The sequence below is a fragment of the Pontibacter russatus genome (assembly GCF_009931655.1).
GTDB classification, from domain to species: domain Bacteria; phylum Bacteroidota; class Bacteroidia; order Cytophagales; family Hymenobacteraceae; genus Pontibacter; species Pontibacter russatus.
The window spans coordinates 668,896-690,804 of the sequence record NZ_CP047984.1; the positions used below are offsets into that span (position 1 = coordinate 668,896).

The 21,909-nt window shown below is 54.6% G+C and carries 17 protein-coding genes; 6 read left to right on the top strand and 11 right to left on the bottom strand.

Features of this window, described 5'->3' with window-relative positions; translation table 11 throughout:
- Positions 1-143: 143 nt before the first annotated feature.
- The 9 genes from ilvA to GSQ62_RS02775 form a co-directional block, all read right to left on the bottom strand.
- Positions 144-1,412, bottom strand: a complete 1,269-nt coding sequence (gene ilvA / locus GSQ62_RS02735; protein WP_161888086.1) for a threonine ammonia-lyase IlvA — start codon at positions 1,410-1,412, stop codon at positions 144-146.
- Positions 1,413-1,418: 6 nt separating this feature from the next.
- Complete coding sequence (gene ilvC, locus GSQ62_RS02740) at positions 1,419-2,465, bottom strand: ketol-acid reductoisomerase (protein WP_161888087.1); 1,047 nt, start codon at positions 2,463-2,465, stop codon at positions 1,419-1,421.
- Between the two features lie 121 nt (positions 2,466-2,586).
- The gene (ilvN, locus tag GSQ62_RS02745) at positions 2,587-3,195 is read right to left on the bottom strand and encodes an acetolactate synthase small subunit (protein WP_161888088.1); all 609 of its coding nucleotides are present in this window, start codon (positions 3,193-3,195) and stop codon (positions 2,587-2,589) included.
- A 12-nt stretch (positions 3,196-3,207) separates the two neighbouring features.
- Positions 3,208-4,941, bottom strand: a complete 1,734-nt coding sequence (gene ilvB / locus GSQ62_RS02750) for a biosynthetic-type acetolactate synthase large subunit (RefSeq protein ID WP_161888089.1) — start codon at positions 4,939-4,941, stop codon at positions 3,208-3,210.
- Positions 4,904-6,622, bottom strand: a complete 1,719-nt coding sequence (gene ilvD / locus GSQ62_RS02755; protein ID WP_161888090.1) for a dihydroxy-acid dehydratase — start codon at positions 6,620-6,622, stop codon at positions 4,904-4,906. The genes ilvB and ilvD overlap by 38 nt, the downstream gene beginning before the upstream one ends.
- Before the next feature lie 638 nt (positions 6,623-7,260).
- Positions 7,261-8,379 (bottom strand): 3-isopropylmalate dehydrogenase, encoded by a 1,119-nt coding sequence (gene leuB, locus GSQ62_RS02760; protein WP_161888091.1) that lies wholly within the window; start codon positions 8,377-8,379, stop codon positions 7,261-7,263.
- Positions 8,367-8,963, bottom strand: coding sequence for a 3-isopropylmalate dehydratase small subunit (gene leuD, locus GSQ62_RS02765; RefSeq protein WP_161888092.1), 597 nt, complete (start codon positions 8,961-8,963; stop codon positions 8,367-8,369). The genes leuB and leuD overlap by 13 nt, the downstream gene beginning before the upstream one ends.
- Positions 8,963-10,357, bottom strand: coding sequence for a 3-isopropylmalate dehydratase large subunit (leuC, locus tag GSQ62_RS02770; RefSeq protein WP_161888093.1), 1,395 nt, complete (start codon positions 10,355-10,357; stop codon positions 8,963-8,965). Before leuC ends, leuD begins: the two co-directional genes overlap by 1 nt.
- A gap of 1 nt (position 10,358) precedes the next feature.
- Complete coding sequence (locus GSQ62_RS02775; protein ID WP_161888094.1) at positions 10,359-11,525, bottom strand: 2-isopropylmalate synthase; 1,167 nt, start codon at positions 11,523-11,525, stop codon at positions 10,359-10,361.
- Positions 11,526-11,691: 166 nt separating this feature from the next.
- Between GSQ62_RS02775 and GSQ62_RS02780 the strand changes: the two genes are divergently transcribed.
- From GSQ62_RS02780 to GSQ62_RS02800, 5 genes are all read left to right on the top strand, one after another.
- On the top strand, positions 11,692-13,236 hold the full coding sequence (locus GSQ62_RS02780; protein ID WP_161888095.1) for a hypothetical protein: 1,545 nt from the start codon (positions 11,692-11,694) through the stop codon (positions 13,234-13,236).
- A 367-nt stretch (positions 13,237-13,603) separates the two neighbouring features.
- Positions 13,604-14,398, top strand: a complete 795-nt coding sequence (locus GSQ62_RS02785; protein WP_161888096.1) for an FRG domain-containing protein — start codon at positions 13,604-13,606, stop codon at positions 14,396-14,398.
- Between the two features lie 88 nt (positions 14,399-14,486).
- Positions 14,487-15,617 (top strand): hypothetical protein, encoded by a 1,131-nt coding sequence (locus GSQ62_RS02790; RefSeq protein WP_237586931.1) that lies wholly within the window; start codon positions 14,487-14,489, stop codon positions 15,615-15,617.
- Between the two features lie 396 nt (positions 15,618-16,013).
- On the top strand, positions 16,014-16,907 hold the full coding sequence (locus GSQ62_RS02795) for a transglutaminase domain-containing protein (protein ID WP_161888097.1): 894 nt from the start codon (positions 16,014-16,016) through the stop codon (positions 16,905-16,907).
- A 184-nt stretch (positions 16,908-17,091) separates the two neighbouring features.
- Entirely contained in the window at positions 17,092-17,997 is a 906-nt protein-coding gene (locus tag GSQ62_RS02800; RefSeq protein WP_161887865.1) for an IS982 family transposase, read from the top strand.
- Between the two features lie 296 nt (positions 17,998-18,293).
- Here GSQ62_RS02800 and GSQ62_RS02805 read toward each other — a convergent pair whose 3' ends face one another.
- Positions 18,294-19,379 (bottom strand): NAD(P)-dependent alcohol dehydrogenase, encoded by a 1,086-nt coding sequence (locus tag GSQ62_RS02805; RefSeq protein WP_161888098.1) that lies wholly within the window; start codon positions 19,377-19,379, stop codon positions 18,294-18,296.
- A 459-nt stretch (positions 19,380-19,838) separates the two neighbouring features.
- Between GSQ62_RS02805 and GSQ62_RS02810 the strand changes: the two genes are divergently transcribed.
- Complete coding sequence (locus GSQ62_RS02810) at positions 19,839-20,312, top strand: DinB family protein (RefSeq protein WP_161888099.1); 474 nt, start codon at positions 19,839-19,841, stop codon at positions 20,310-20,312.
- Between the two features lie 184 nt (positions 20,313-20,496).
- Here the strand turns inward: GSQ62_RS02810 and GSQ62_RS02815 are convergent, their stop codons facing one another.
- Positions 20,497-21,759, bottom strand: coding sequence for a PQQ-dependent sugar dehydrogenase (locus tag GSQ62_RS02815; RefSeq protein WP_161888100.1), 1,263 nt, complete (start codon positions 21,757-21,759; stop codon positions 20,497-20,499).
- Positions 21,760-21,909 lie beyond the last annotated feature (150 nt).

Here is a 21,909-nt window from a genome sequence, read left to right on the forward strand (position 1 = left end):
AAGTGCGGGATGTACCATTTTCAGGATGACAACAAAAAAGTCAAACTAATTTAGTCTCCATACAATTTAGTCTTCATACCTATAATAAAAAGAGCCGCCCTTCCAGAAGAAAGGGCGGCTGCTTGTATATGAACAACTAACTATTACAGGAACATGTTCAGGAAGTCCTGCTTCCCGTTCAGGTATTCGTAGCCAAAGCCCTCTTCGGTCATCCTGTGTTTTATATCCTCCACGTCCTGCGCGTGCTTTACCTCCACGCCAATAAAAACCGGACCTTTCTCCTTGTTGTTTTTCTTGATGTACTGGAAGTGGATGATGTCATCGTCCGGGTGCAGCACCTTGTTCACGAAAGTACGGAGGGCGCCGGGCTTCTGGTTGAAGGTGATCATGAAGTAATGCTTCAGCCCCTGGTGCTGCATCGCCCGCTCCTTGATGTCCTCCATGCGGGTGATGTCGTTGTTGCTGCCGCTGATGATGCAGACCACGTTTTTGCCTTTGATCTGGTCGGTGTAATACTTCAGCACAGATATAGACAGCGTACCGGCAGGTTCCAGCACCACGCCCTCCTCGTTGTACATCTTCAGGATGTCGACGCATATCTGCCCCTCCGGCACCAGCACCACATCGTCCAGCAGTTCACGGCATATCTCAAAAGTCAGCTCGCCGGGGCATTTCACGGCTGCGCCGTCCACAAAGCTGTCGATGGTGTCCAGCGCCAGGCGCTGCTGGGCCTTCAGCGAGTTGTACATCGACGGTGCCCCCTGCGGCTGCACGCCTATCAGCTTTGTGGCAGGGCTGAGCTGCTTAAACACGCTGGAAACACCAGCGGCCAGCCCGCCGCCGCCAATTGGCATGAACAGGTAATCTATCGGGAATGTGGCGGCTTTGAGAATCTCCAGCCCCACGGTGGCCTGCCCTTCCACAATGGCAATGTCATCGAAGGGCGGTATGAAGGTGCTGCCACGGCTGTCGGAAAATTCCTTGGCCGCCTTAAAGGTATCGTCGTAGGTGGCCCCTGTCAGCACCACCTCCACCATCTCCTTCCCGAAGCCACGCACCTTGTTTACCTTTTGGGCGGGTGTGTTGGCTGGCATAAAGATATAGCCCTTCAGGCCGAGCAACTGACACGCGTAAGCCACGCCCTGGGCATGGTTGCCGGCGCTGGAGCATACAATCTCCCGTTCCGCCTGCTTCGGCAGTGTGCTCATTTTGTTGTAAGCGCCCCTGATCTTGTAAGAGCGCACCACCTGCAAATCCTCCCGCTTCAGGTACACCTGGGCCTCGTACAATTGCGACAGCCAGTGGTTCTGCAGCAAAGGCGTCTTGTTGATGACTCCTTTCAGATTCTTGGCGGCCTTCTCTACATTCTCCAGGGAAACTACGTTGTCTGAAGCGACTATATCCTTATTCATTAGTATTTACTTTGATCGGGAGCGCAGTTTTCTAACAGTTGCTCCCGTTTGCCATAACTCTGACTCGCGCAGTTCTTTCAGTTCTGCCTCCAGCTCTTTTCTGTAACCCGGCGTGGAACCGCGCTGGATGGTGCGGGCTGCTTCCTTGCCGGACGCCACGCTTTCATACAACTCATTCATAACAGGCAGGGTAGCCTCTCTGAACTTGCCTTTCCAATCCAAAGCGCCACGCTGGGCTGTTACGGAGCAGTTGGCGTACATCCAGTCCATGCCGTTTTCGCCTACCAGCGGCACCAGGCTCTGCGTCAGCTCTTCCACGGTTTCGTTGAAGGCCTCAGACGGAGAGTGTCCACGCTCGCGCAGCACTTGGTACTGGGCCTCGATGATGCCCGCCAAAGCGCCCATCAGCACGCCGCGCTCCCCTGTCAGGTCGCTATATACTTCTTTCTTGAAATCAGTCTCGAAAAGGTAGCCGGAACCTACGCCGATGCCCATGGCAACGGCTTTCTCATAGGCCTTGCCTGTAGCATCCTGGAACACCGCGAAAGAAGAGTTGAGGCCGCCGCCGCTCACAAACAAACGGCGCAGGCTGGTACCGCTGCCCTTTGGCGCAACCAGTATCACATCCACATCGGCAGGTGGCACAATGTTGGTCTGCTCTTTAAACGTAATGCCGAAGCCGTGTGAGAAATACAGTGTTTTGCCTGGCTTCAGTCTTTCTTTGATCACCGGCCAAAGCGCTATCTGACCGGCATCGGAAAGCAGGTTGCAGATGATGGTGCCACGCTCTGCGGCTTCCTCTATAGAGAAAAGGGTCTCGCCCTCTACCCAGCCGTCTTCCAAAGCTTTTTCCCAGGAAGGAGAATCTTTACGCTGCCCAACAATTACGTTAAACCCGTTGTCTTTCATGTTCAGTGCCTGTCCGGGGCCTTGCACACCGTAACCAATCACTGCAATCACTTCGTCTTTCAGCACTTCCTGTGCCTTCGAAAGCGGGAATTCTTCGCGTGTAACTACTGTTTCGTCTACTCCTCCAAAATTGATAGTTGCCATTTTGTTTTAGCTGGTTTTAGTTTACTTGTTTATAATTTTTTTTACGATAGAAATCCTGACAAAGGAAAGCGTTAAATTATTATTGAATGCTTTTCGTCCTCTGTCTTTCTCTATATATGCCTTACATCGAGAAGATTTTTTCCCGGCTGTTGAGGTACTCGTTTTCAACTGATTCGCTGCCGGGCTCGGCACGCTCAAACTCGCGCAGCTTCCTGTTGAAGCCTTCGCTGCCTTTGATGATGGCGATACGGGCGCTGCGCACAAACTCAATCAACCCGTAAGGCTGCAGCACCTTTATCAGGTTGTCGGTTTCCTCGCGGTGGCCGGTCGTTTCGAATACCGTGTAGTCTTTGCGGATGACCACGGCGCGGGCGCCGTTCTCGCGCAGCAGCCGCTCCACCAGCGCCTTCTCCGCAATCACGTCGGTTGGCACTTTGTAGAGCGCCATCTCCTGCCAGATCACATCCTCGTTGGTGTGGTAATACACTTTCAGCACCTCTACCTGCTTCTCTATCTGCCTGGTGAGCTTGCGGACAACGTCTTCCGTCTCGTGGATCACGATATTGAAGCGGTGGATGCCCTCAATCTCAGACGGAGAAGTGTTCAGGCTTTCGATGTTCATCTTCCTGCGCGAGAAGATGGTGGCAATCCGGTTCAGCAGCCCCACCTGGTGCTCGGTATATACCGTGATGTTGAACTCCTGCCTGTCTATATGATTTTGGTTCGTCATGCCTTTACCTCCTTATTTCAATCTGATTTCGCTTACGCTGCACCCCTGGGGCACCATCGGGAACACGTTGTTCTCCTTGGTCACCATCACCTCCAGCAGGTAGGCGCCTTTGTGGGTCAGCATTTCCTGCAGACCGCTTCTGAGGTTTTCCCGCTCGGTGATTTTTTTACCGGCAATGCCATAGCCTTCAGCCACTTTTATATAGTCGGGGCTGGTGATGTCCACGAAAGAGTAGCGCCGCTCATGAAAGAGCTGCTGCCACTGCCGCACCATGCCCAGGAACTGGTTGTTGACGATGATGATTTTCACGTCCACGTCGCTCTGCATGATGGTGCCCAATTCCTGGATCGTCATCTGGATACCGCCGTCGCCTACGAAGGTCACCACCGTTCTGTCGGGCGCGCCGAACTTGGCCCCGATGGCGGCAGGCAGGGCAAAGCCCATGGTGCCCAGGCCGCCGCTGGTGATGTTGCTGCGCGTGTGGTTGAGTTTGGCGTAGCGGCAGGCCACCATCTGGTTCTGGCCCACGTCGCTTACAATGATGGCATCGCCGTTGGTCAGTTCGTTCAGTTGCTGCATCACCTCCCCCATCGTCATTTCGCCGGAGGCCGGGAACAGCTCATCCTGAATCACCTGCTCTACTTCCTGCGCCTCATACTCCCTGAATTTCTGCAGCCATTCCGGATGGCTTTTCGCCTCTATCAGCTCCGTGAGAAGCGGCAGCGTCTCTTTGCAGTCGCCCCATACCGGCACAGTGGCCTTCACGTTCTTGTCTATCTCGGAGGGGTCAATGTCCAGGTGGACCACCTGCGCCTGCTTCGCATACTTGTCGAGGCGCCCTGTTACGCGGTCGTCGAAGCGCATGCCGATGGCAATCAGCACATCACAGTCGTTGGTGAGCACGTTAGGGCCGTAGTTGCCGTGCATGCCCAGCATCCCCACGTTCAGCGGGTGGTCGCTTGGCAAAGCGCCTGCTCCCATGATGGTCCAGGCTGCCGGAATGCCGCTCTTTTCGATAAACTGCCTGAACTCCTGCTCAGCAGCCCCTAAAATTACGCCCTGGCCCCACAGCACAAACGGCTTCTTCGCCTGGTTGATGAGGGCTGCCGCCTCCTGTATATACTCCTTCCGGATGATTGGCTTTGGGCGGTAGCTGCGGATATGGTCGCACGGCACATGCTCCCCGCACGTAAACTGCTGCAACTGCGCATTTTTGGTGATGTCGATCAGCACGGGGCCGGGCCTGCCGCTTTTAGCTATATAGAACGCCTTGGCGAGGGCCGCCGGTATCTCGCTTGCGTCTGTCACCTGGTAGTTCCATTTAGTAACAGGGGCCGAGATGCTGATGACGTCCGCCTCCTGGAAAGCATCGGTTCCCAGCAGATGCGCGAACACCTGCCCCGTGATGCACACCAACGGCGTGCTGTCGATCATGGCATCTGCGAGGCCTGTAATAAGGTTAGTGGCACCGGGGCCGCTGGTGGCGAACACCACCCCCACTTTGCCGGAGGCGCGGGCATAGCCCTGCCCGGCATGGATGCCGCCCTGCTCGTGCCGCACCAGCACGTGGTTTATTTTGTCGCAGTAATCGTACAGCGCATCATATATAGGCATGATGGCACCGCCCGGATAACCGAAAACAGTGTCCACCCCTTCCTTCAGCAGACCGCGTATAACCGCCTCACTCCCCGTTATTGTCTTCTTTTCCTCAAGCAATTCTGGAGTTTGTTTCTCTTGCGTTAACATAAGCCTCTTCTAAATCTGTTATACATCCGTTACTTGCGTCGCTCACCGTCCTGATATACTTCTGCAGCACGCCTCTTTTCACCCTTGCCTCCGGAGCCACCCACTTGTCGCGGCGCAGCGCCAACAGGGCGTCGTCCACGTGCAGGTGTACCGTGTTGGAAGCGGCGTCAAGCGTGATGATATCCCCGTCTTCAACCAGCGCGATATTGCCGCCCTCAAAGGCCTCGGGGCACACATGGCCAATCACAAAGCCGTGCGTACCGCCGGAAAAGCGGCCGTCCGTAATCAGGGCCACCTTGTCGCCCAGACCAGCCCCCATGATGGCAGAGGTTGGCTTGAGCATCTCCGGCATGCCCGGTCCGCCTTTCGGGCCGACGTAACGGATGACGACGACATCGCCAGCTTTCACTTTGCTTGCTTTCAGGCCTTCGTTCAGTTCTTCTTCTGAGTCGAACACCACCGCCGGGCCTTCAAACTTTAGTCCTTCCTTGCCTGTAATCTTCGCCACGCCCCCCCTGGTTGCCAGGTTGCCATACAGTATCTGTATATGGCCGTCGGCTTTGATAGGGTTGGAGAGCGGACGCAGCAGGTCCTGCTCCTCACCCAGCGGCTTCACATCCGCCAGGTTCTCGGCGATGGTCTTGCCTGTCACGGTCAGCAGGTCGCCGTTGATGAGGCCTTCGTTCAGGAGCGTTTTCATCACGGCCGGCACACCGCCCAGCGAGCAAAGGTCCTCCATCAGGTACTTGCCGCTTGGCTTCAGGTCGGCGAGCACCGGCGTACGGTCGCTCACCGCCTGGAAATCCTCCAGCGTCAGGTTGATCCCCGCCGCAGAGGCGATGGCAATCAGGTGAATCACAGCGTTCGTGGAACCGCCCAGCACCGTAATCACCACCATGGCGTTTTCGAAGGCCTCGCGCACCAGAATGTCGCGGGGCTTGATGTCTTTCTCCAGCAGGTTCAGCAGGTAGTGACCTGTGTGGAGGCACTCTTCCATTTTCTCCTGGCTCACGGCCGGCGTTGAGGAAGTATAGGGGATGGACATGCCGAGCGCTTCCGCCGCGGAGGCCATGGTATTGGCGGTGTACATGCCGCCACAGGCACCCGGCCCGGGGCAGGCATTGCGGATGATGCCACGGTAATCCTCCTCGGTGATGTTGTTGTTCAACTTCTTGCCATATGCCTCAAAGCAGGATACAATATTCAGTTTCTCTCCCTTAAAGTTTCCTGATTTGATTGTGCCGCCATATACCATCAGCGAAGGCCTGTTGAGGCGGGCCATGGCGATAAGCGAGCCCGGCATGTTCTTGTCGCAGCCCACCACGCAGGCCAGCGCATCGTAGTTATGTGCTCCTGTTATCGTCTCGATGGAGTCGGCGATCACCTCCCTTGAAACCAGCGAATAGCGCATGCCCTCGGTGCCGTTGGTGATACCGTCGCTCACCCCGATGGTGTTAAAGCGTAATCCCACCATTCCCAACTGGTTCACCCCCTTCTTTACTTCGTCAGCCAGGCCGTCGAGGTGCATGTTGCAGGTGTTGCCCTCAAAACCCGTCGAGCAGACACCGACAAAAGGCTTGCGCAAATCTTCTTCTGACAATCCGGATCCGATCAGCATGGCCTGCGATGCTGGCAGGCTGTCGTCTTGTGTGTAAATGCGGCTGTATTTGTTTAAGGCCATGGGGTTTGTTTTTTGTTTCGGATGAGGGACGGCAGCTGAAAAATTGCCCGTCAAAGGCATATTCCATCAGCGGCACCATCACCAATTATGTTTTATATATACTGTTCTGTTTTTTTCACTGTCCTAAAGTTCACCATTCTGCTGCTGCAGCTAAAACGTGTCTTTCAAATGCGTACTATTTCTAAAAGCTAAGAAAAAGTTTTTAAACAACTGCTTACCAATACATTATATATTTAAACCATACATTGTCTAAAGAAAAAAAGTGCCTGCATTTACACCTGTTAAATATTTTTAGGGTGAAACCTACCCGCCTATATATAGCTCTCCCTGCCTGCCTGCTGCAACAAAAAAAAAACAGCCATCCCCGGTAAGAGATGGCTGCCTGTAGCACTTGCTCTGTTCGTACAAAAATCAGCAAGCCATCTCCACTCCCCATGAGTCTATCACGGGAATAAGGATAATATGGCGGATGACTGTTAGATTTAGCATGAATTCTGAACAAAGGTACGTATTTATACGCCGGAAGCGAAATTTTATAGCTGCTAATTACACTGCATTCTCCTCTTACAACAATACACAAGGATGATATATAACCTAAGATGCTATATATGAAATGGTGCAACTGAGGAACTGCACACTTATATAATCGTGCTGAGGCCTACCTCCATGTTGTACTTGTAGGGGCCGGTCTCTGCTCCGTCCAGCACGCAGTAGGAGATGAAAGTGCCCACCTGTTCTGTGGTATAAGGAGAGGCTGCGTTTAGCTCCGGCGTCAGCACTTTCTTTTCGAGTGCAAAATGCACCGCCTCTTTCACCAGATCTGCCTCTTGCTGCAACCCGAAGTGCTCCAGCAGCATAGCCGCAGACAGGATGGCCGCTATCGGGTTGGCAATGCCTTTGCCCTTGGCCTGCGGGTAAGAGCCGTGTATCGGCTCGAACAGCGACACCAGGCTGCCAACGGAGGCTGACGGCAGCAGGCCAAGCGAACCGGCAATCACGGAAGCCTCATCCGACAGGATATCCCCGAACATGTTCTCTGTCAGAATCACGTCGAACTGTTTTGGGTTCAGGATAAGCTGCATGGCGGCATTGTCAACAAACAGATAATCCACGGCAACGTCGGCATATCCTGTGGCGATGCCCTGCACTACTTCGCGCCATAGGCGGGAAGTCTCCAGCACGTTGGCTTTGTCCACCAGTGTCAGTTTCTTCCGTCTTGTCGCCGCCGCCTGGAAGGCTAGTTGCGCAATGCGCTCAATCTCCTCGCGGCTGTAAGTGCAGTTGTCGTAGGCGCTGTCCGAGGTGCGGCCTTTCTCGCCGAAGTACACGCCGCCGGTCAGTTCCCGGAAGATGAGCATGTCAGCCCCGGCGATGCGGTCGTTTTTCAGGGGCGAGTGCTCCAGCAGCACCTCATAGGCCGTGACGGGGCGTATGTTGGCAAAGAGCCCCAGCGACTTGCGCAGGCGCAGCAGTCCCTGTTCCGGGCGCACCTTGGCCGAAGGGTCGTTGTCGTATTTGGGGTCGCCGATCGCACCCAACAGGATGGCGTCCGCCTCCAGGCAGGCCTTCAGCGTCTCATCCGGCAGCGGGTCGCCTGTGGCGTCGATGGCGCAGGCGCCCATCAGGTGCTTCTCAAACTCAAACTTGTGCCCGAACCTTTCGGCCACCGCCTCCAGCACCCTGATGGCCTCGTTGCAGACCTCGGGGCCGATGCCGTCGCCCGGCAACACGGCAATCTTCTTATTTAATACGCCCATGCTCTTGTGCTTTCGTATGCTTCTATGGCCTCTTTCTGGCTCACTAAAAAATCAATGTCGTCGTAGCCGTTAATCAGGCACTCTTTTTTATAGGGATCGATGTCAAAGGAAACCCGCTCCTCCCAGGCCGGGACATATAGCTCCTGCTTCAGCAGGTCCACCACAAATTGCGTCTGCGGCTCCCGCTCCACCTGCTCCAGCAAGCGCTGCAGCATCTCGTCCGACACCTGCAGCGGAAGCAGGCCGTTGTTGAGGGCGTTGCCCCGGAAGATGTCGGCGAAGTAGCTGGAGATCACCACCCGGAACCCGGCGTCATATATGGCCCAGGCCGCATGCTCGCGGCTGGAACCGCAGCCAAAGTTTTTGCCAGCGATAAGTATCTGACCGCTGTAACGCGGGTTGTTCAGCGCAAAACCCTGCTTGGGATTCCCGTTGCTGTCGTAGCGCCAGTCGCGGAACAGGTTCTCGCCGAACCCTTCGCGGGAGGTGGCCTTTAAAAAGCGGGCCGGGATGATCTGGTCTGTGTCTATGTTTTCTATCGGCAACGGAACGGCGCCCGACTCAATTATCTCGAACTTTTCCATTAATTCAGGTATTTGGTGATGTCGACAATCTTTCCTTCCACGGCGGTGATGGCAGCTACCAATGGGCTGGCCAGCAAGGTGCGGGAACCGGGGCCCTGGCGGCCCTCAAAGTTGCGGTTAGAGGTGGAGACGCAGTAGGCGCCCGCCGGAATTTTGTCTTCGTTCATGGCCAGGCAGGCACTGCAACCCGGCTCGCGCAGCGTAAAGCCCGCCTCCGCCAGCAGTTTGTCGATGCCTTCGGCCTTTGCCTGCATCTCTACGTGCTTGGAGCCCGGCACAATGATCGCCTCCACATGGTCTGCCTTATGGCGGCCTTTTACAAACTCGGCCACTACCCGCAGGTCTTCGATGCGGGAGTTGGTGCAGCTGCCGATGAACACGTAATTCACTTCTTTGCCAATCAGCGACTCGCCCGGCTGAAAGCCCATATATTGCAGCGATTTGTCGAAGCTGGCGGCCTCACCCGTTGGCACATCCACCGGAATAGCGGAATTGATGGCAATGCCCATGCCCGGGTTGGTGCCGTAGGTGATCATCGGGGAGATATCGGCTGCATCAAAGAAATACTCTTTGTCGAACGAAGCGCCATCTTCCGTATACAGCGTTTTCCAGTAGGCGAGCGCCTGCTCCCAGCGCTCGACTTTCGGCGCGTGCTCCCGGCCCTTCACGTATTCAAACGTCGTCTCGTCGGGGGCAATCATACCGCCGCGCGCGCCCATCTCAATGCTCATGTTGCACACCGTCATGCGGCCTTCCATGCTCAGGGAGCGTACGGCACTGCCGGCATACTCCACAAAGTACCCGGTGGCGCCACCCGTGCCCAGCTTCGAGATGATATATAAAATCAGGTCTTTGGCGGATACGCCGCGTCCCAGGTCACCATCCACAGTGATGCGCATTTTCTTTGGCCTGCTTAGCAGGAGGCACTGTGATGCCATGACCTGCGCCACCTGGCTGGTACCGATGCCGAAGGCGATGGCTCCGAAAGCGCCGTGCGTGGAGGTATGGCTGTCGCCGCACACAATCGTCATGCCCGGCTGCGTGATGCCCAGCTCCGGCCCGATCACATGCACAATTCCTTGGTTTTCGTGGCCAAGTCCAAACAGTTCTACGCCGTGCTTGGCGCAGTTCTCGGTCAGTTTATCCACCTGCATCCGCGAGAGCGGCTCCTGTATGGGGAGGTGCTGGTTGATAGTTGGCACGTTGTGGTCGGCAGTGGCCACAATCTGGTTCTTCCTGTACAGAGGCAGGTTCCGCGCCGCTATCTCATCGAAGGCCTGCGGGCTGGTCACCTCGTGTATCAGGTGTTTGTCTATATAAAAAACATCCAGTCCGCCCGGAATAGAGCGGACCACATGCGCATCCCATATCTTGTCGAATAATGTTTTCTTCATGTCAGTTGGCAGCAACCAGGTTCTCTTGTTCTACTAAGTTATGCAAATCTGTGTCCACTACTTCTTTGGTGCGGTCTGCTACCTGCAGGAAAGAGGCGTAAGCCTTGTCCAGTGTGTTCTTATCAAAATTATACCCGATTTTCTGCAGGCGGTAGGCCAGCGCGGCACGCCCGGAGCGGGCAGTGAGCACGATAGAAGAATCCGGCACGCCCACATCACGCGGATCGATGATCTCATATGTCTCGCGGTGCTTGATGACGCCGTCCTGGTGAATGCCGCTGGAATGCGAGAACGCATTGGCCCCGACAATGGCCTTGTTTGGCTGCACCGGCATGCGCATCATGTGCGACACCATGGCGGAGGTTTCTGCCAACAGCTTCGTGTTCACGTTCGTGTCGAGGTTGAGGTACGGGTGCTGGCGCAGGATCATCACAACCTCTTCCAGGGCTGTGTTCCCGGCACGCTCCCCTACCCCGTTGATGGTGCACTCTATCTGGCGCGCCCCGTTTACCACGCCTGAAATAGAGTTGGCCGTGGCCAGTCCCAGATCGTTGTGGCAGTGGGTGGAGAGGCGCACTTTGTCAACGCCCTTCACATTTTCGTAGAGGTACTTTATCTTCGCGCCGTATTCTTCGGGCAGGCAGTAGCCGGTGGTGTCGGGGATGTTCAGCACGGTGGCGCCCGCTTTGATGACCGCCTCGCACACCCGCGCCAGGAACTCGTTCCCGGTCCGGCCGGCGTCCTCGGCATAAAACTCCACATCCTCCACGAAGCTCTTGGCCAGCGTTACCGCGGCCACGGCCCGTTCCAGCACCTTCTCCTGCGTGCTGCGCAGCTTAAAGTTTATATGCGACTCGGAAGTGCCGATGCCGGTGTGGATGCGGGGGCGGCGGGCGGCGGCCAGCGCCTGGGCGGCCACGCGTATATCCTCCTCCACAGCCCGGGAAAGGCCGCACACGGTGATTTCCTTCACCTGGGCGGCAATGGCCTTCACTGCTTCAAAATCTCCGGGGCTCGACACAGGAAAACCTGCCTCTATCACATCCACTCCCAGTAGCTCGAGTTGCCGTGCAATTACCAGTTTCTCATCCATGTTGAGTTTGCAACCGGGCACTTGCTCGCCATCCCGCAGGGTGGTGTCAAAGATTTGTATTTTTTGAGCCGACATAGTTAATTTGATCTTGATTACAGAAATTAATTCAGTACTTAGCACGCAAGTAAACCTAAAAGCCGATGCAACAAAAACTATTTTTGGAATAGCCTGTTATTTCCAATCGCATCAGGCACGTTTATAGTTCCTTGTGCCACAGGAATTTACACAATAATCCTATACAATGTCTAACGAAAACACCGATCCTGTTTTTCAACTGGTTAAGTCACTGACCAAAACTGAAAAACGGCATTTCCGGCTGTTTGCCAAGCGGCAGGGCTCCACGGAGGGGCTCAAGTTTCTGCAGCTGTTCGACGCCATGGACGGGCAGGCGGTTTATGATGACGAGAAGGTGCTGGAAAATGCACCCGCCGTGAAGAAGACGCAGCTGGCCAACATGAAGGCCAATCTCTACAAGCAGCTGCTCTCCAGCCTGCGCCTCTACCACTCCGGCCAAAACCCCGACATCCAGTTGCACGAGCAGCTGGATTATGCGCGGGTGCTTTACAACAAAGGCTTTTACCAGCAGAGCCTGAAGATGCTGGAGAAGGTGAAGGTAAGTGCTTTGCACGGCCAGATGCCGCACATCGCCCTGATGGCGCTGGACTTCGAGAAGATGATCGAGTCGCAGTACATCACGCGCAGCCTCGAGGGCCGGGCCGAGTCGCTCTCCGCCGAGGCCATCGACACCGCCCGGCACGTGTCACAGATTCACGCGCTCTCCAACGCTGCCCTGCGCCTGTATGGCTTATATATAAAAACGGGCCACTCCCGCAACGAGGAGGACTACATCCACACCACGCAGTTCTTCAAAGAGAATCTGCCGCAGGTGGACATGCGGCAGGCAGGCTTCTACGAAAAGCTGTACTACTGCCAGGCGCACGTGTGGTACCACTACATCAACCAGAACTTTAAGTCCTGCTACCGCTATGCGCAGAAGTGGGTAGATTTGTTTGAGCAGTACCCGGACATGAAGTACAAACAGGACACTTTATATATAAAGGGCCTGCACAACCTGCTGCTGGCGCTCTACAACATGCTCTACTACAGCAAATTTATGGAAGTGTTGCACAAGCTGGAGCGCTTTGCCGTGGATGAGCACAGGCGCCCCAGCCCCAACTCGGAGGTGCTGCTGTTCCTGTTTATATATACCAACCGGATAAACAGCTACTTTCTGGAGGGGCGCTTTACGGAGGGGCTGGAAATAATACCCGAACTGCTGGAGAACCTGAACCGCTACCGCTCGCACCTGGACCCGCACCGCATGCTCACGTTCTACTATAAAATCGCGAGCCTGTACTTTGGCAGCGGCGACAATTACAAGGCCATTGAGTACCTCAACAAGATCATCCAGTACAAAGACACCAGCCTGCGGGAGGACCTGCAGTGCTTCGCGCGCATCCTCAACCTGATTGCCCATTACGAGGCAGGGGAAGACGAAGGGCTGGAGTACCAGATCCGGTCGGTGTACCGCTTTCTGGGCAAGATGAACGACCAGCAGCAGATGCAGGTGGAGATATTCAGGTTCCTGCGAAGCCTGGGGGACGTGGCGCCGCACGAGCTGAAGGACGCCTTCATCAGCCTGAAGGAGAAACTCCTCAAAATATCGGCGGACCCGTACGAGAAGCGCCCTTTCCTGTACCTCGACATAATTTCGTGGCTGGAGAGCAAGATTGAGAATGTGCCGGTGCAGGAAATTGTGCGACGCAAGCACCGGCACCTGAAGTAGAAATTAGGGCTACAGCTTCTCCAGGTCGCGCCTATCGAGGTAGGCCAGCACCTCGTCCACTGAGGCCTGGTCGCCGGTGGCACATTGTGCGAATGATCTGTTCTTTTATCATAGCTACTCCTATAAGGCGTACGGGGGCACCGGGTGACTACGCAAAAACGGAGACCACCGCCGCGATTAACTCACGCGAAGAGTTCTCAGGGAATATATGAATTCCATCTGATCCTGCACGTGCCCTGTTGCCACGGGTCATATATGTTGCCACTTGCCATATATCAAGTCGGGCCTGAAACATACAGCGGGCGCAGCAGTATGATAAATCCAGCCCCCAGATTATTTACTGATTCTAACCTTACACCCTTCATATATGGAAACGGGAAAAGACGTTGTCGTGAAAACATGGCTGGAGCTGCAGGAGGCGTTGTTTCGCCATAGTTGGGACCCACACATCGGCCGGTTCCGATCGCCGTATGTGTACCGCGGCTCCTATAGCAATGACTTTAACCTGAAGACCAGCATCATGCGCATCGGGAGCGGGTACGACAAGTTGGAGCCGCACCTGCTGCGCAACTTCCGGAAATACGCCCATTACGACGCCATCCCGCCCGGCAACTCCATCTGGAACTGGCTGGCGGTGGCGCAGCACCACGGCCTGCCCACCCGCCTCCTCGACTGGACTTACTCCCCCTACGTCGCGCTGCACTTTGCCACCGCCGACCTGTCCAAATACGACCAGGACGCGAGTGTGATCTGCATCAACTACGTCAAGACGAGTAAGTACCTGCCCGTGCCCCTGAAGAAGGCGCTGGAGGAGGAGGGCTCAAATGTATTTACGGCAGAAGTGCTGGAGCCGGTGGCCCCCACCTTTAAGGCACTCCAGAGCTTTCAGGAAGGAGATTTCGTGCTCTTCCTGGAGCCGCCCTCCCTGGACCAGCGGATTGTACACCAGTATGCCCTTTTCTCCATGATGTCGAGCGTGAAGGCGGATCTGGGCGTCTGGCTGCAGCAGCACCCGGAACTGTATTTCAGGGTCATCATCCCCGCTTCGCTGAAATGGGAAGTGCGCGACAAACTGGACCAGGCTAACATAACGGAGCGCGTGCTGTTTCCCGGGCTGACGGGACTGAGCCTATGGCTGAAGCGGCATTATACCCATTCGTGACTTTTTCACCAAGTAATTCAGCAGCCAGTAGCACACCTGCGCCGAATAGGCTATATTCAGACCAATTTACCATACGATACTTAGATTGATGAAACTGCACCGAATACTCCGCAAGGAGAACCCGCTTGCCCTTACGCCGGAACCAGCACCTCTCAGAGCACCAAACCCTCGCCCCCTCACGTATGCCGCTCGTTCTGCGGCCCTTTTGTGCGCGGTGCTGCTTGCGGGCGGTTGCTCCGAGGAAAGGAAGCCGGAGGGAGGGGCCCAGGCCGCAGGGCATGAAGAAACGCTGACCGCCCTGTCTGAAAAGCCGGATTCCGCTGTCACGGGAGCAGACTCGGTTTTGGCGGAAACACCAGTTGTACCTGCCGCCACCCCAGTGCCCGAACCGGACACTGCGGCCTATGCCTTTCCAGGGCCGAGGCCACTGCCGGGCGCCATCCTGCCTCACAAGCGCATACTGGCCTACTACGGCAACCCGCTCTCCACGCGCATGGGCATTCTGGGAGAGTTCCCTCCGGAGGAGATGCTGCAGAAACTGGATGAAGAAGTGGCAAAGTGGGCGAAGGCCGACTCGCTTACGCCGGTGCAGCCAGCCCTCCACGTAATTGTGGTGACGGCCCAGGGCCAGCCCAGCGCCGGAGGAAAGTACAGGCTGCGCATGACCGACAAAATGATTGACGGGGTGCTGGAGACAGCGGAAAAACGCGACGCCATCGTGTTTCTGGACATACAGGTGGGGCAGAGCACGCTGCAGGAGGAACTGCCGGAACTGGAGAAATATCTGAAACTGCCGCAGGTACACCTGGGCATTGATCCCGAGTTCTCGATGAAAAACGGCGGCGTGCCGGGGCGGCGCATCGGCACATACGATGCCGCCGACATCAACTATGCCACGCAGTATCTGGCTGACCTGACAAAAGAACACAACCTGCCCCCCAAAATACTGATCGTACACCGATTTACGGAGGGCATGGTCACGAACACGGAGGATATAAAGCTGCGACCGGAGGTACAGGTTGTCATGCACATGGATGGTTGGGGCGGCCCCACCCTCAAAAGAGACACGTACCGCCGCTATATCCAGAAGGAGCCGGTGCAATTCACAGGCTTCAAGATTTTCTACAAGAACGATATAAAGCGGCCTCCGGGGCGCCTAATGACACCTGAGGAAGTGCTCGCGCTGGAGCCAGAGCCGCTGTATATCCAGTATCAGTAGGGCTTATATGAACGATTGCCTGCGCCAGGACATGCGCCCCATTTGGAGGGCAATTCTGGCGCAGGCAACCGTGCATATAGCTTTGCCGTCACTTTCACAGCCTTTATAGGCAGCGGCAAGCCATATCATATTCCCGAGCCTCCGCACCTCCTCCCCTCCCAGCCACTTCCACATTAACGCCATGCAATTGCATCGCCGCTCCCCCGCTGCCTCCCGCAGAACCGGCGGGAAGCCCCTCATACACCAGCCCTTTGAAAAAAATTCAAAAAAAGGGTGCGCAAAGGAGTAAAAAGGACTGGAATTTGCGTTGTCATAATAACAGCAGGCTGCTATATACCGGTGCTTCCCTTACCGTCTATAGAAAGCCAGATCAAACGCCCGGTAAATCAGAAAATTATGTCGCAAAATTTACACATATCACGCTTTGTGAACTTTGCGGTGCGGTTCATCCAAATCATCATCGTGTTCCCGATGGCTGTATTGCTCAGCTTTTATATACCGCCCTACAACTCCATGGATTATGAGCTGCACTTCCTGCTCTGCCTCATGTTCTCGGCCGTTATCTCTATTGTTGCCACTAAACTCAGCCGGAAACTCGTGATGCTCATGTTTTTCGCAATACTGGGTACTTTTATATATAACAGCACCTTCAAGGATCAGACTTTTGAGGGTATATATGATGATTACAACGCCCTGCTGGTAAACATGACGAGCAACCCGCACAAGGTTTCTTACTTTAAACCTGTTCGGGGCACTTATTTTCAGACCCAGCGGGTAAAAAGTGCCATGCAGCCCACACACCCGAGGGTGCGCGACTTCAGTGTCAAGAACTCCACCCGCTACTTTCACGACGAGTACTACCAGAAGTTCGGTAAAATGACCCGCTACTTTTCCCTGTTCAAGCATATCCGGCTGAACTGGAAATACGTGAACGACCCGCTGGGCATGGACTATTACTCCCCTCCCGTTGAGAGCATGAACCTCCTGGCAGGGGATTGCGACGACTACGCCATCCTCATGGCCTCATCAGTCATGTCGATTGGCGGCGAGGCACGGGTGGTCATTTCTCCGAACCATATGTATACCGAGGTGAAGGTTGGCGCGGTGGAAGACCTGGACAAAGTCAGCTTTGCTATCCGCACCCTGTTCCCGGATGAGGTGGCGGGAAGCAAAATTCACTTCCATGAAACGGGCGGCGACCTCTGGATCAATTTCGATTATACCGCCAGCTACCCCGGAGGCCCTTTTCTGGAGCCAGAACTCTACAGCGTGATCTCCTTCGAGAAGTAAATTTCAGCGCAGGAGCACATATAATTCCCGCTGCTGCTCAGGCCACTCTGTTGCAACAAGCGCTTTTTTCTTGCATAACGTGAACTCGGGAATTAAATATTTTTAAATCAAGTACTTGCGCAACAAAAAAGGCTAAGGATCAGGTAGAAATATTGCCTTATGTTTCACCTAAACCCTTAGCCTTATGCACTTTATCATAGATACTGCCAGGGTGGTAGAAGTGTTCTGCTTCATTGACGATTTCTGTAAGGAGGTTGAGGATTATTTCACTTCCCATCCGCTGCCAAAAGGGCTCTTAGAAAAGCACCCCGCCGGCAGGAAGCCCTCCCTCTCCGAGAGCGAGGTGCTCACCATCCTGGTGCTCTACCACCTCTCGGGCTTCAAGTGCTTCGAGTACTACTACCGGCGCCTGGTACTCGGAGAACTGAGGAGTTTCTTTCCCAGGGCCGTCTCCTACACGCAGTTCCTCTCGCTGGCCCGCCAGGCCTGCTTCCACGCCTTTCTGCTGGCCCAGTGCCGGTGCAGCCTCTCCGCCCGCACCGGCCACTACTACATAGACTCCAAGAAGCTCCCTGTCTGCGACAACCTGCGCATTCACTCCCACAGGGTCTTCGAGGGGATAGCCTCAAGGGGAAAAGGCTCCACCGGCTGGTTCTTCGGCCTCAAGCTGCACCTGGTCATAAACCAGCACGGAGAGCTGGCGCGCCTGCTCATCACACCGGCTAACGTGGCAGACAACAACCACCAGGTGCTGGGGCGCCTGCTCGAGGGGCTGAAGGGCAAGTGCTACGGGGACAGAGGCTACCTCTCCTCCCTGCTCGGGGAACTGCTGGAGAAGGGCCTGCACCTGGTGGCTAAAATAAGGAAGAACATGAAAAACATGCTCCTGACGCTCTCAGACAAGCTCAACCTGATGAAGAGGGGAGGTATAGAGGCCGTCAATGATATTCTGATGAGCGTTTGCGACATCGACCACACCCGTCACCGAAACCCGCTCAACGCCCTGGTCCACATCCTCTCCGGCCTGACCGCCTACACCTTTCTCGACCACAAAAACAAAAGATTTAATCCTGCCAGAACTTTGGCTTAATTCCCGAGTTCACGCTTGCATACGCCTTGCATACAGCACCCGCCACTATATTTGCACCCTCAACCAGAAAAGCGAGCGACACAAACAGAGCCCGTTCGTGTAGGGATCACCGGTTAACACGGCCTCTGCTTCCGGGCCTTAGTCCGTCGCAACTCTCCTATATGTGGCGTTAGGTGTTTGCAATACCACCTAACGCCCTGCCCAATCAAATCAATCGCGGCCAATTCTGAGCCATTAACCGATTCTTTTCACAAACACCCTTAACATTTCTATGGATCCGCCTCGCGATTCTCCAATCAGCTCTCCTGATGAGCCTGTTTGGTGTCATTATTCCTCAGCGATGCCATGTCAATCACAAACCGATATTTGACATCCCCTTTCAGCAGGCGTTCATAGGCTTCATTGATTTGCTGCATGTCGATCATTTCAATATCCGAAACAATGTTGTGTTTGCCACAGAAGTCGAGCATCTCTTGTGTTTCCGCTATGCCGCCGATCATCGAACCGGCGAAGCTTCTACGGAAAGGGATAAGACTGAATGCCGCAACGGGAAGCGGATTTTCCGGGGCGCCTACCAGTACCAGCGAGCCATCTACCCGTAACAGGTTCAGGTAAGCATTGATGTCGTGCTGTGCCGAAACGGCGTCCAGCACAAAGTGGAGCTTGCCGGCATACTTAGCCATTTGGTCTGCCTCTTTCGACAGCACCACATCATCGGCACCGAGGCGCTTGGCGTCTTCCACCTTGGAGGGGGAAGTGGTAAACACAACTACCTCTGCTCCCATGGCCTTGGCCAGCTTTACCGCCATATGCCCCAGACCACCCAGGCCAACAACTCCTACTGTTTGCCCAGGGCCGACGTTCCATTTCTTCAGCGGCGAATAAGTGGTGATGCCGGCACATAAGAGTGGCGCAGTAGCTGCCAAATCAAGGTTGTCGGGCACCCGCAGCACATAGCCTTCATTCACCACGATGCTTTCAGAGTAGCCTCCGAGGGTATGCGTGCCCAAGTGTGCATCGGGCGAGTTATAGGTTCCGGTATTGCCTTCCTGACAATACTGCTCCAGGCCTTCGTGGCAATAATCGCATTCCTGGCAGCTATCCACCATACAACCTACCGCTGCCAAGTCTCCCTCCCTGAACTTAGTTACATGGCTGCCGACTCTTGTCACCTTCCCCACTATCTCGTGGCCGGGTACGCAAGGGTATACGGTGCTGTGCCATTCGTTTCTGGCCGTGTGAAGGTCGGAGTGGCAAACCCCGCAGTAGAGTATCTCGATCTCTACGTCGTGTGGCGTGGGGTTCCTTCTTTGGATGTTCAATTGTTCCAGCGCTGCTTCGGCGGCTTCTGTGCCGAATGCTTTTACTTCTTTCGCTTTCACAGGAATTGCTCCTTCTGCTGTTGCTTTTACTTTTTCCATAATTAGATTTTGTGCTTTAGAATTTGATTTAAAGTATTTAAAGGAATTTCAAGCCGTTTTGTTTGAATGCCCTTTCTAACAGACAAATTATTATTGTATACTATATCTGAGGCAGCTTGCATCCATGAAACAATACCTAACTCAGTTTGGGTATATTGTACCGCCATTGGCATCTTCGGCATCAACAGCGGTCAGGCCTTTGCCAGCGTGACCGGGCCGTTGGTGTAGGTGCCTGCGCTGATCCTGTTGGTCATTGCCGCCTTCTGGTTCAAAAGGAAGTGGTACAGCATAGAGGAGGCTCCGGCTCCAAATTAGACGTTAGATCAAGAAGGGTTGGCGGTGATATGGTCAGTCTCTTTTCTGCCAGTGCCCGTAACAAAGTTATATGTTCCACAACAATCCTGACTTTATTCTAAAGCAATGCCAACGTCAGCTATTCTCATCGAACTTTGGCTGGAAGCCAGAACCAGGTTCACAAACCAGTTAAAGGATATCACAGAAGAAGATTTAACAAAGAGGCTGCCGCCTTCTCCCAACAGCCTGGGCTTCCTCATACGGCACATTGGGGAGGTTGAGCTGCTTTTCGCCAAGAATGTGTTCGGGGCCCCGGACGTAAAGGTGGTGGCGAAGACGGTGATAGCCAAAAAGGACACCGGGGAGTGGGTTCGTCTGAGTGAGTTGAAGGAGCATGTTGATTTCTCCTGTCAAAAACTCAAGTCTATCCTGGAGCAGCAGTCTGAAGCCGATTGGCAGTCAACCGTCACCACCCAGGAGTTCGGCACGAAGACCAAAGCGGAGGCACTCGGAAGGATCGTGTCACACACCGCTTATCACGCGGGTCAGATGGCACTCATCCATAAATACGGGGCAAGACAGGACAGGCAGGCAATATAAAAACTCGTGTTCAGAATAGAGTGGGTGGTGATGATCGGCCATAAATTTACGATGTGCGTGCAGCAGTACTGAATAGCTATTTTATCCCTACTTTACTTAATCGGCGTTATAAAAACAAGGAAGGCTCCACGCGATGTGGAGCCTTCCTTGTTTGCATCCTTTAAGCCCGGACAGGGATTAGTTCCTATTTTTTGTACAGCCGGTATAACCTTCCCTGGTCAGTCACTGCATACAGGGCGCCGTCTTTCCCCTGCGTAATATCACGGAACCGCTGTTTCTCATCTGCCAGCAGCCTTTCCTCCCCTACTACCTTGCCGTCCTCAATTACGAGCCTGATGATATGCATGCCGCTAAGCCCTCCGATGAAAAGGTTGTTTTTCCATTCCGGGATACTGTCGCCGCTGTAGAAAGTCATCCCGCTTGGAGAGATGCTTGGGTCCCAGTAATAAACGGGCTGTTCGAGCCCTTCTTTCTGCTGTATGGCCTCCCCTACTTTCTCTCCGCTGTACTCAATCCCATATGTGATGATTGGCCAGCCATAGTTTTTGCCAGCTTCAATTCTGTTGAGCTCGTCGCCGCCCCTGGGGCCGAATTCATTTTCCCATAGATCCCCCGTCTCCGGATGAATGGCAAGGCCCTGCACGTTCCGGTGCCCATAGGAGTAGATTTCCGGTCTTGCCCCCGCCTTGTCTTCAAAAGGGTTTCCGCCAACGGGTTTTCCCTCTTTGGTGATCCGTACAATTTTCCCCAGTCCGGAATCAAGCTGCTGCGCCTGCGGCCGCGTGACGGTGTCGGAGCGCTCACCAGTGCTGACAAAGAGATTATCCTCCTGATCGAAAAGGATTCTTCCCCCGTAGTGCAGCGTGCCGTTGTAGGCCGGGGTGGCGCGGTATATGACAGTTGCCCCCTCAATCCTTTTTTCATCTGCCGACAGCTTTCCTTTGGCTACGGCAGTGAGGTTACCCCCCGGGAGCGGCTCCGAGAAAACCCAGTACACCATCCTGTTCTGCTCAAAGTCCGGATCAAGCCTGACGCCGAGCAGGCCACCCTGCCCCTCGGCATTTACTTTCGGAATGCCAGTGATAGGGTCACTCAGTTCCCCTGATAAAGAAGCGATGCGCATCGTGCCGCCTTTCTCGGTAATAAGCAGTCTGCCATCAGGCATGCTGGTCAGGCCCCATGGGTTCTGAAGACCGTCTGTCAGCACTTTTCCCTCATAGGCAGTGGCTGACTTCACCCCTGCAACTCTGGTCTGGCCCTGAAAGGCTGGCTCGTAAGCCGTGTTGGGTTCTTTGGATTCTACCGGTGGGGCCGCCACAGGTGTATCTTCACGCTCGTCTTTAACGGTTTGGTCTTGATCCGAGGGGTTTTCCGCGCAGGAGGTCAAGGTAAGCAGAGCCCCTGCTACCAGGGTCAATGTCGTTTTCGTTAATGGATTTTTTCTCATGTTTTTTATAAAGAGGTTGCATTCATACGGTAAGATAAAAAAGGATTTGCTTCAATCCACACTATTTCATCTTCTTGTATTGCATAGAGCCAAAACTTCCGACTCCGGTTCCAGACAATGGGGGCTGTTTCGGCGATAGCGCCGTATATG

Coding starts and splice junctions, on each gene's coding strand:
- ilvA (WP_161888086.1), bottom strand. CDS start 1,412: ATGAATAAGGATATAGTCGCTTCAGACAACGTAGTTTCCCTGGAGAAT.
- ilvC (WP_161888087.1), bottom strand. CDS start 2,465: ATGGCAACTATCAATTTTGGAGGAGTAGACGAAACAGTAGTTACACGC.
- ilvN (WP_161888088.1), bottom strand. CDS start 3,195: ATGACGAACCAAAATCATATAGACAGGCAGGAGTTCAACATCACGGTA.
- ilvB (WP_161888089.1), bottom strand. CDS start 4,941: ATGTTAACGCAAGAGAAACAAACTCCAGAATTGCTTGAGGAAAAGAAG.
- ilvD (WP_161888090.1), bottom strand. CDS start 6,622: ATGGCCTTAAACAAATACAGCCGCATTTACACACAAGACGACAGCCTG.
- leuB (WP_161888091.1), bottom strand. CDS start 8,379: ATGGGCGTATTAAATAAGAAGATTGCCGTGTTGCCGGGCGACGGCATC.
- leuD (WP_161888092.1), bottom strand. CDS start 8,963: ATGGAAAAGTTCGAGATAATTGAGTCGGGCGCCGTTCCGTTGCCGATA.
- leuC (WP_161888093.1), bottom strand. CDS start 10,357: ATGAAGAAAACATTATTCGACAAGATATGGGATGCGCATGTGGTCCGC.
- GSQ62_RS02775 (WP_161888094.1), bottom strand. CDS start 11,525: ATGTCGGCTCAAAAAATACAAATCTTTGACACCACCCTGCGGGATGGC.
- GSQ62_RS02780 (WP_161888095.1), top strand. CDS start 11,692: ATGTCTAACGAAAACACCGATCCTGTTTTTCAACTGGTTAAGTCACTG.
- GSQ62_RS02785 (WP_161888096.1), top strand. CDS start 13,604: ATGGAAACGGGAAAAGACGTTGTCGTGAAAACATGGCTGGAGCTGCAG.
- GSQ62_RS02790 (WP_237586931.1), top strand. CDS start 14,487: ATGAAACTGCACCGAATACTCCGCAAGGAGAACCCGCTTGCCCTTACG.
- GSQ62_RS02795 (WP_161888097.1), top strand. CDS start 16,014: ATGTCGCAAAATTTACACATATCACGCTTTGTGAACTTTGCGGTGCGG.
- GSQ62_RS02800 (WP_161887865.1), top strand. CDS start 17,092: ATGCACTTTATCATAGATACTGCCAGGGTGGTAGAAGTGTTCTGCTTC.
- GSQ62_RS02810 (WP_161888099.1), top strand. CDS start 19,839: ATGCCAACGTCAGCTATTCTCATCGAACTTTGGCTGGAAGCCAGAACC.
- GSQ62_RS02815 (WP_161888100.1), bottom strand. CDS start 21,759: ATGAGAAAAAATCCATTAACGAAAACGACATTGACCCTGGTAGCAGGG.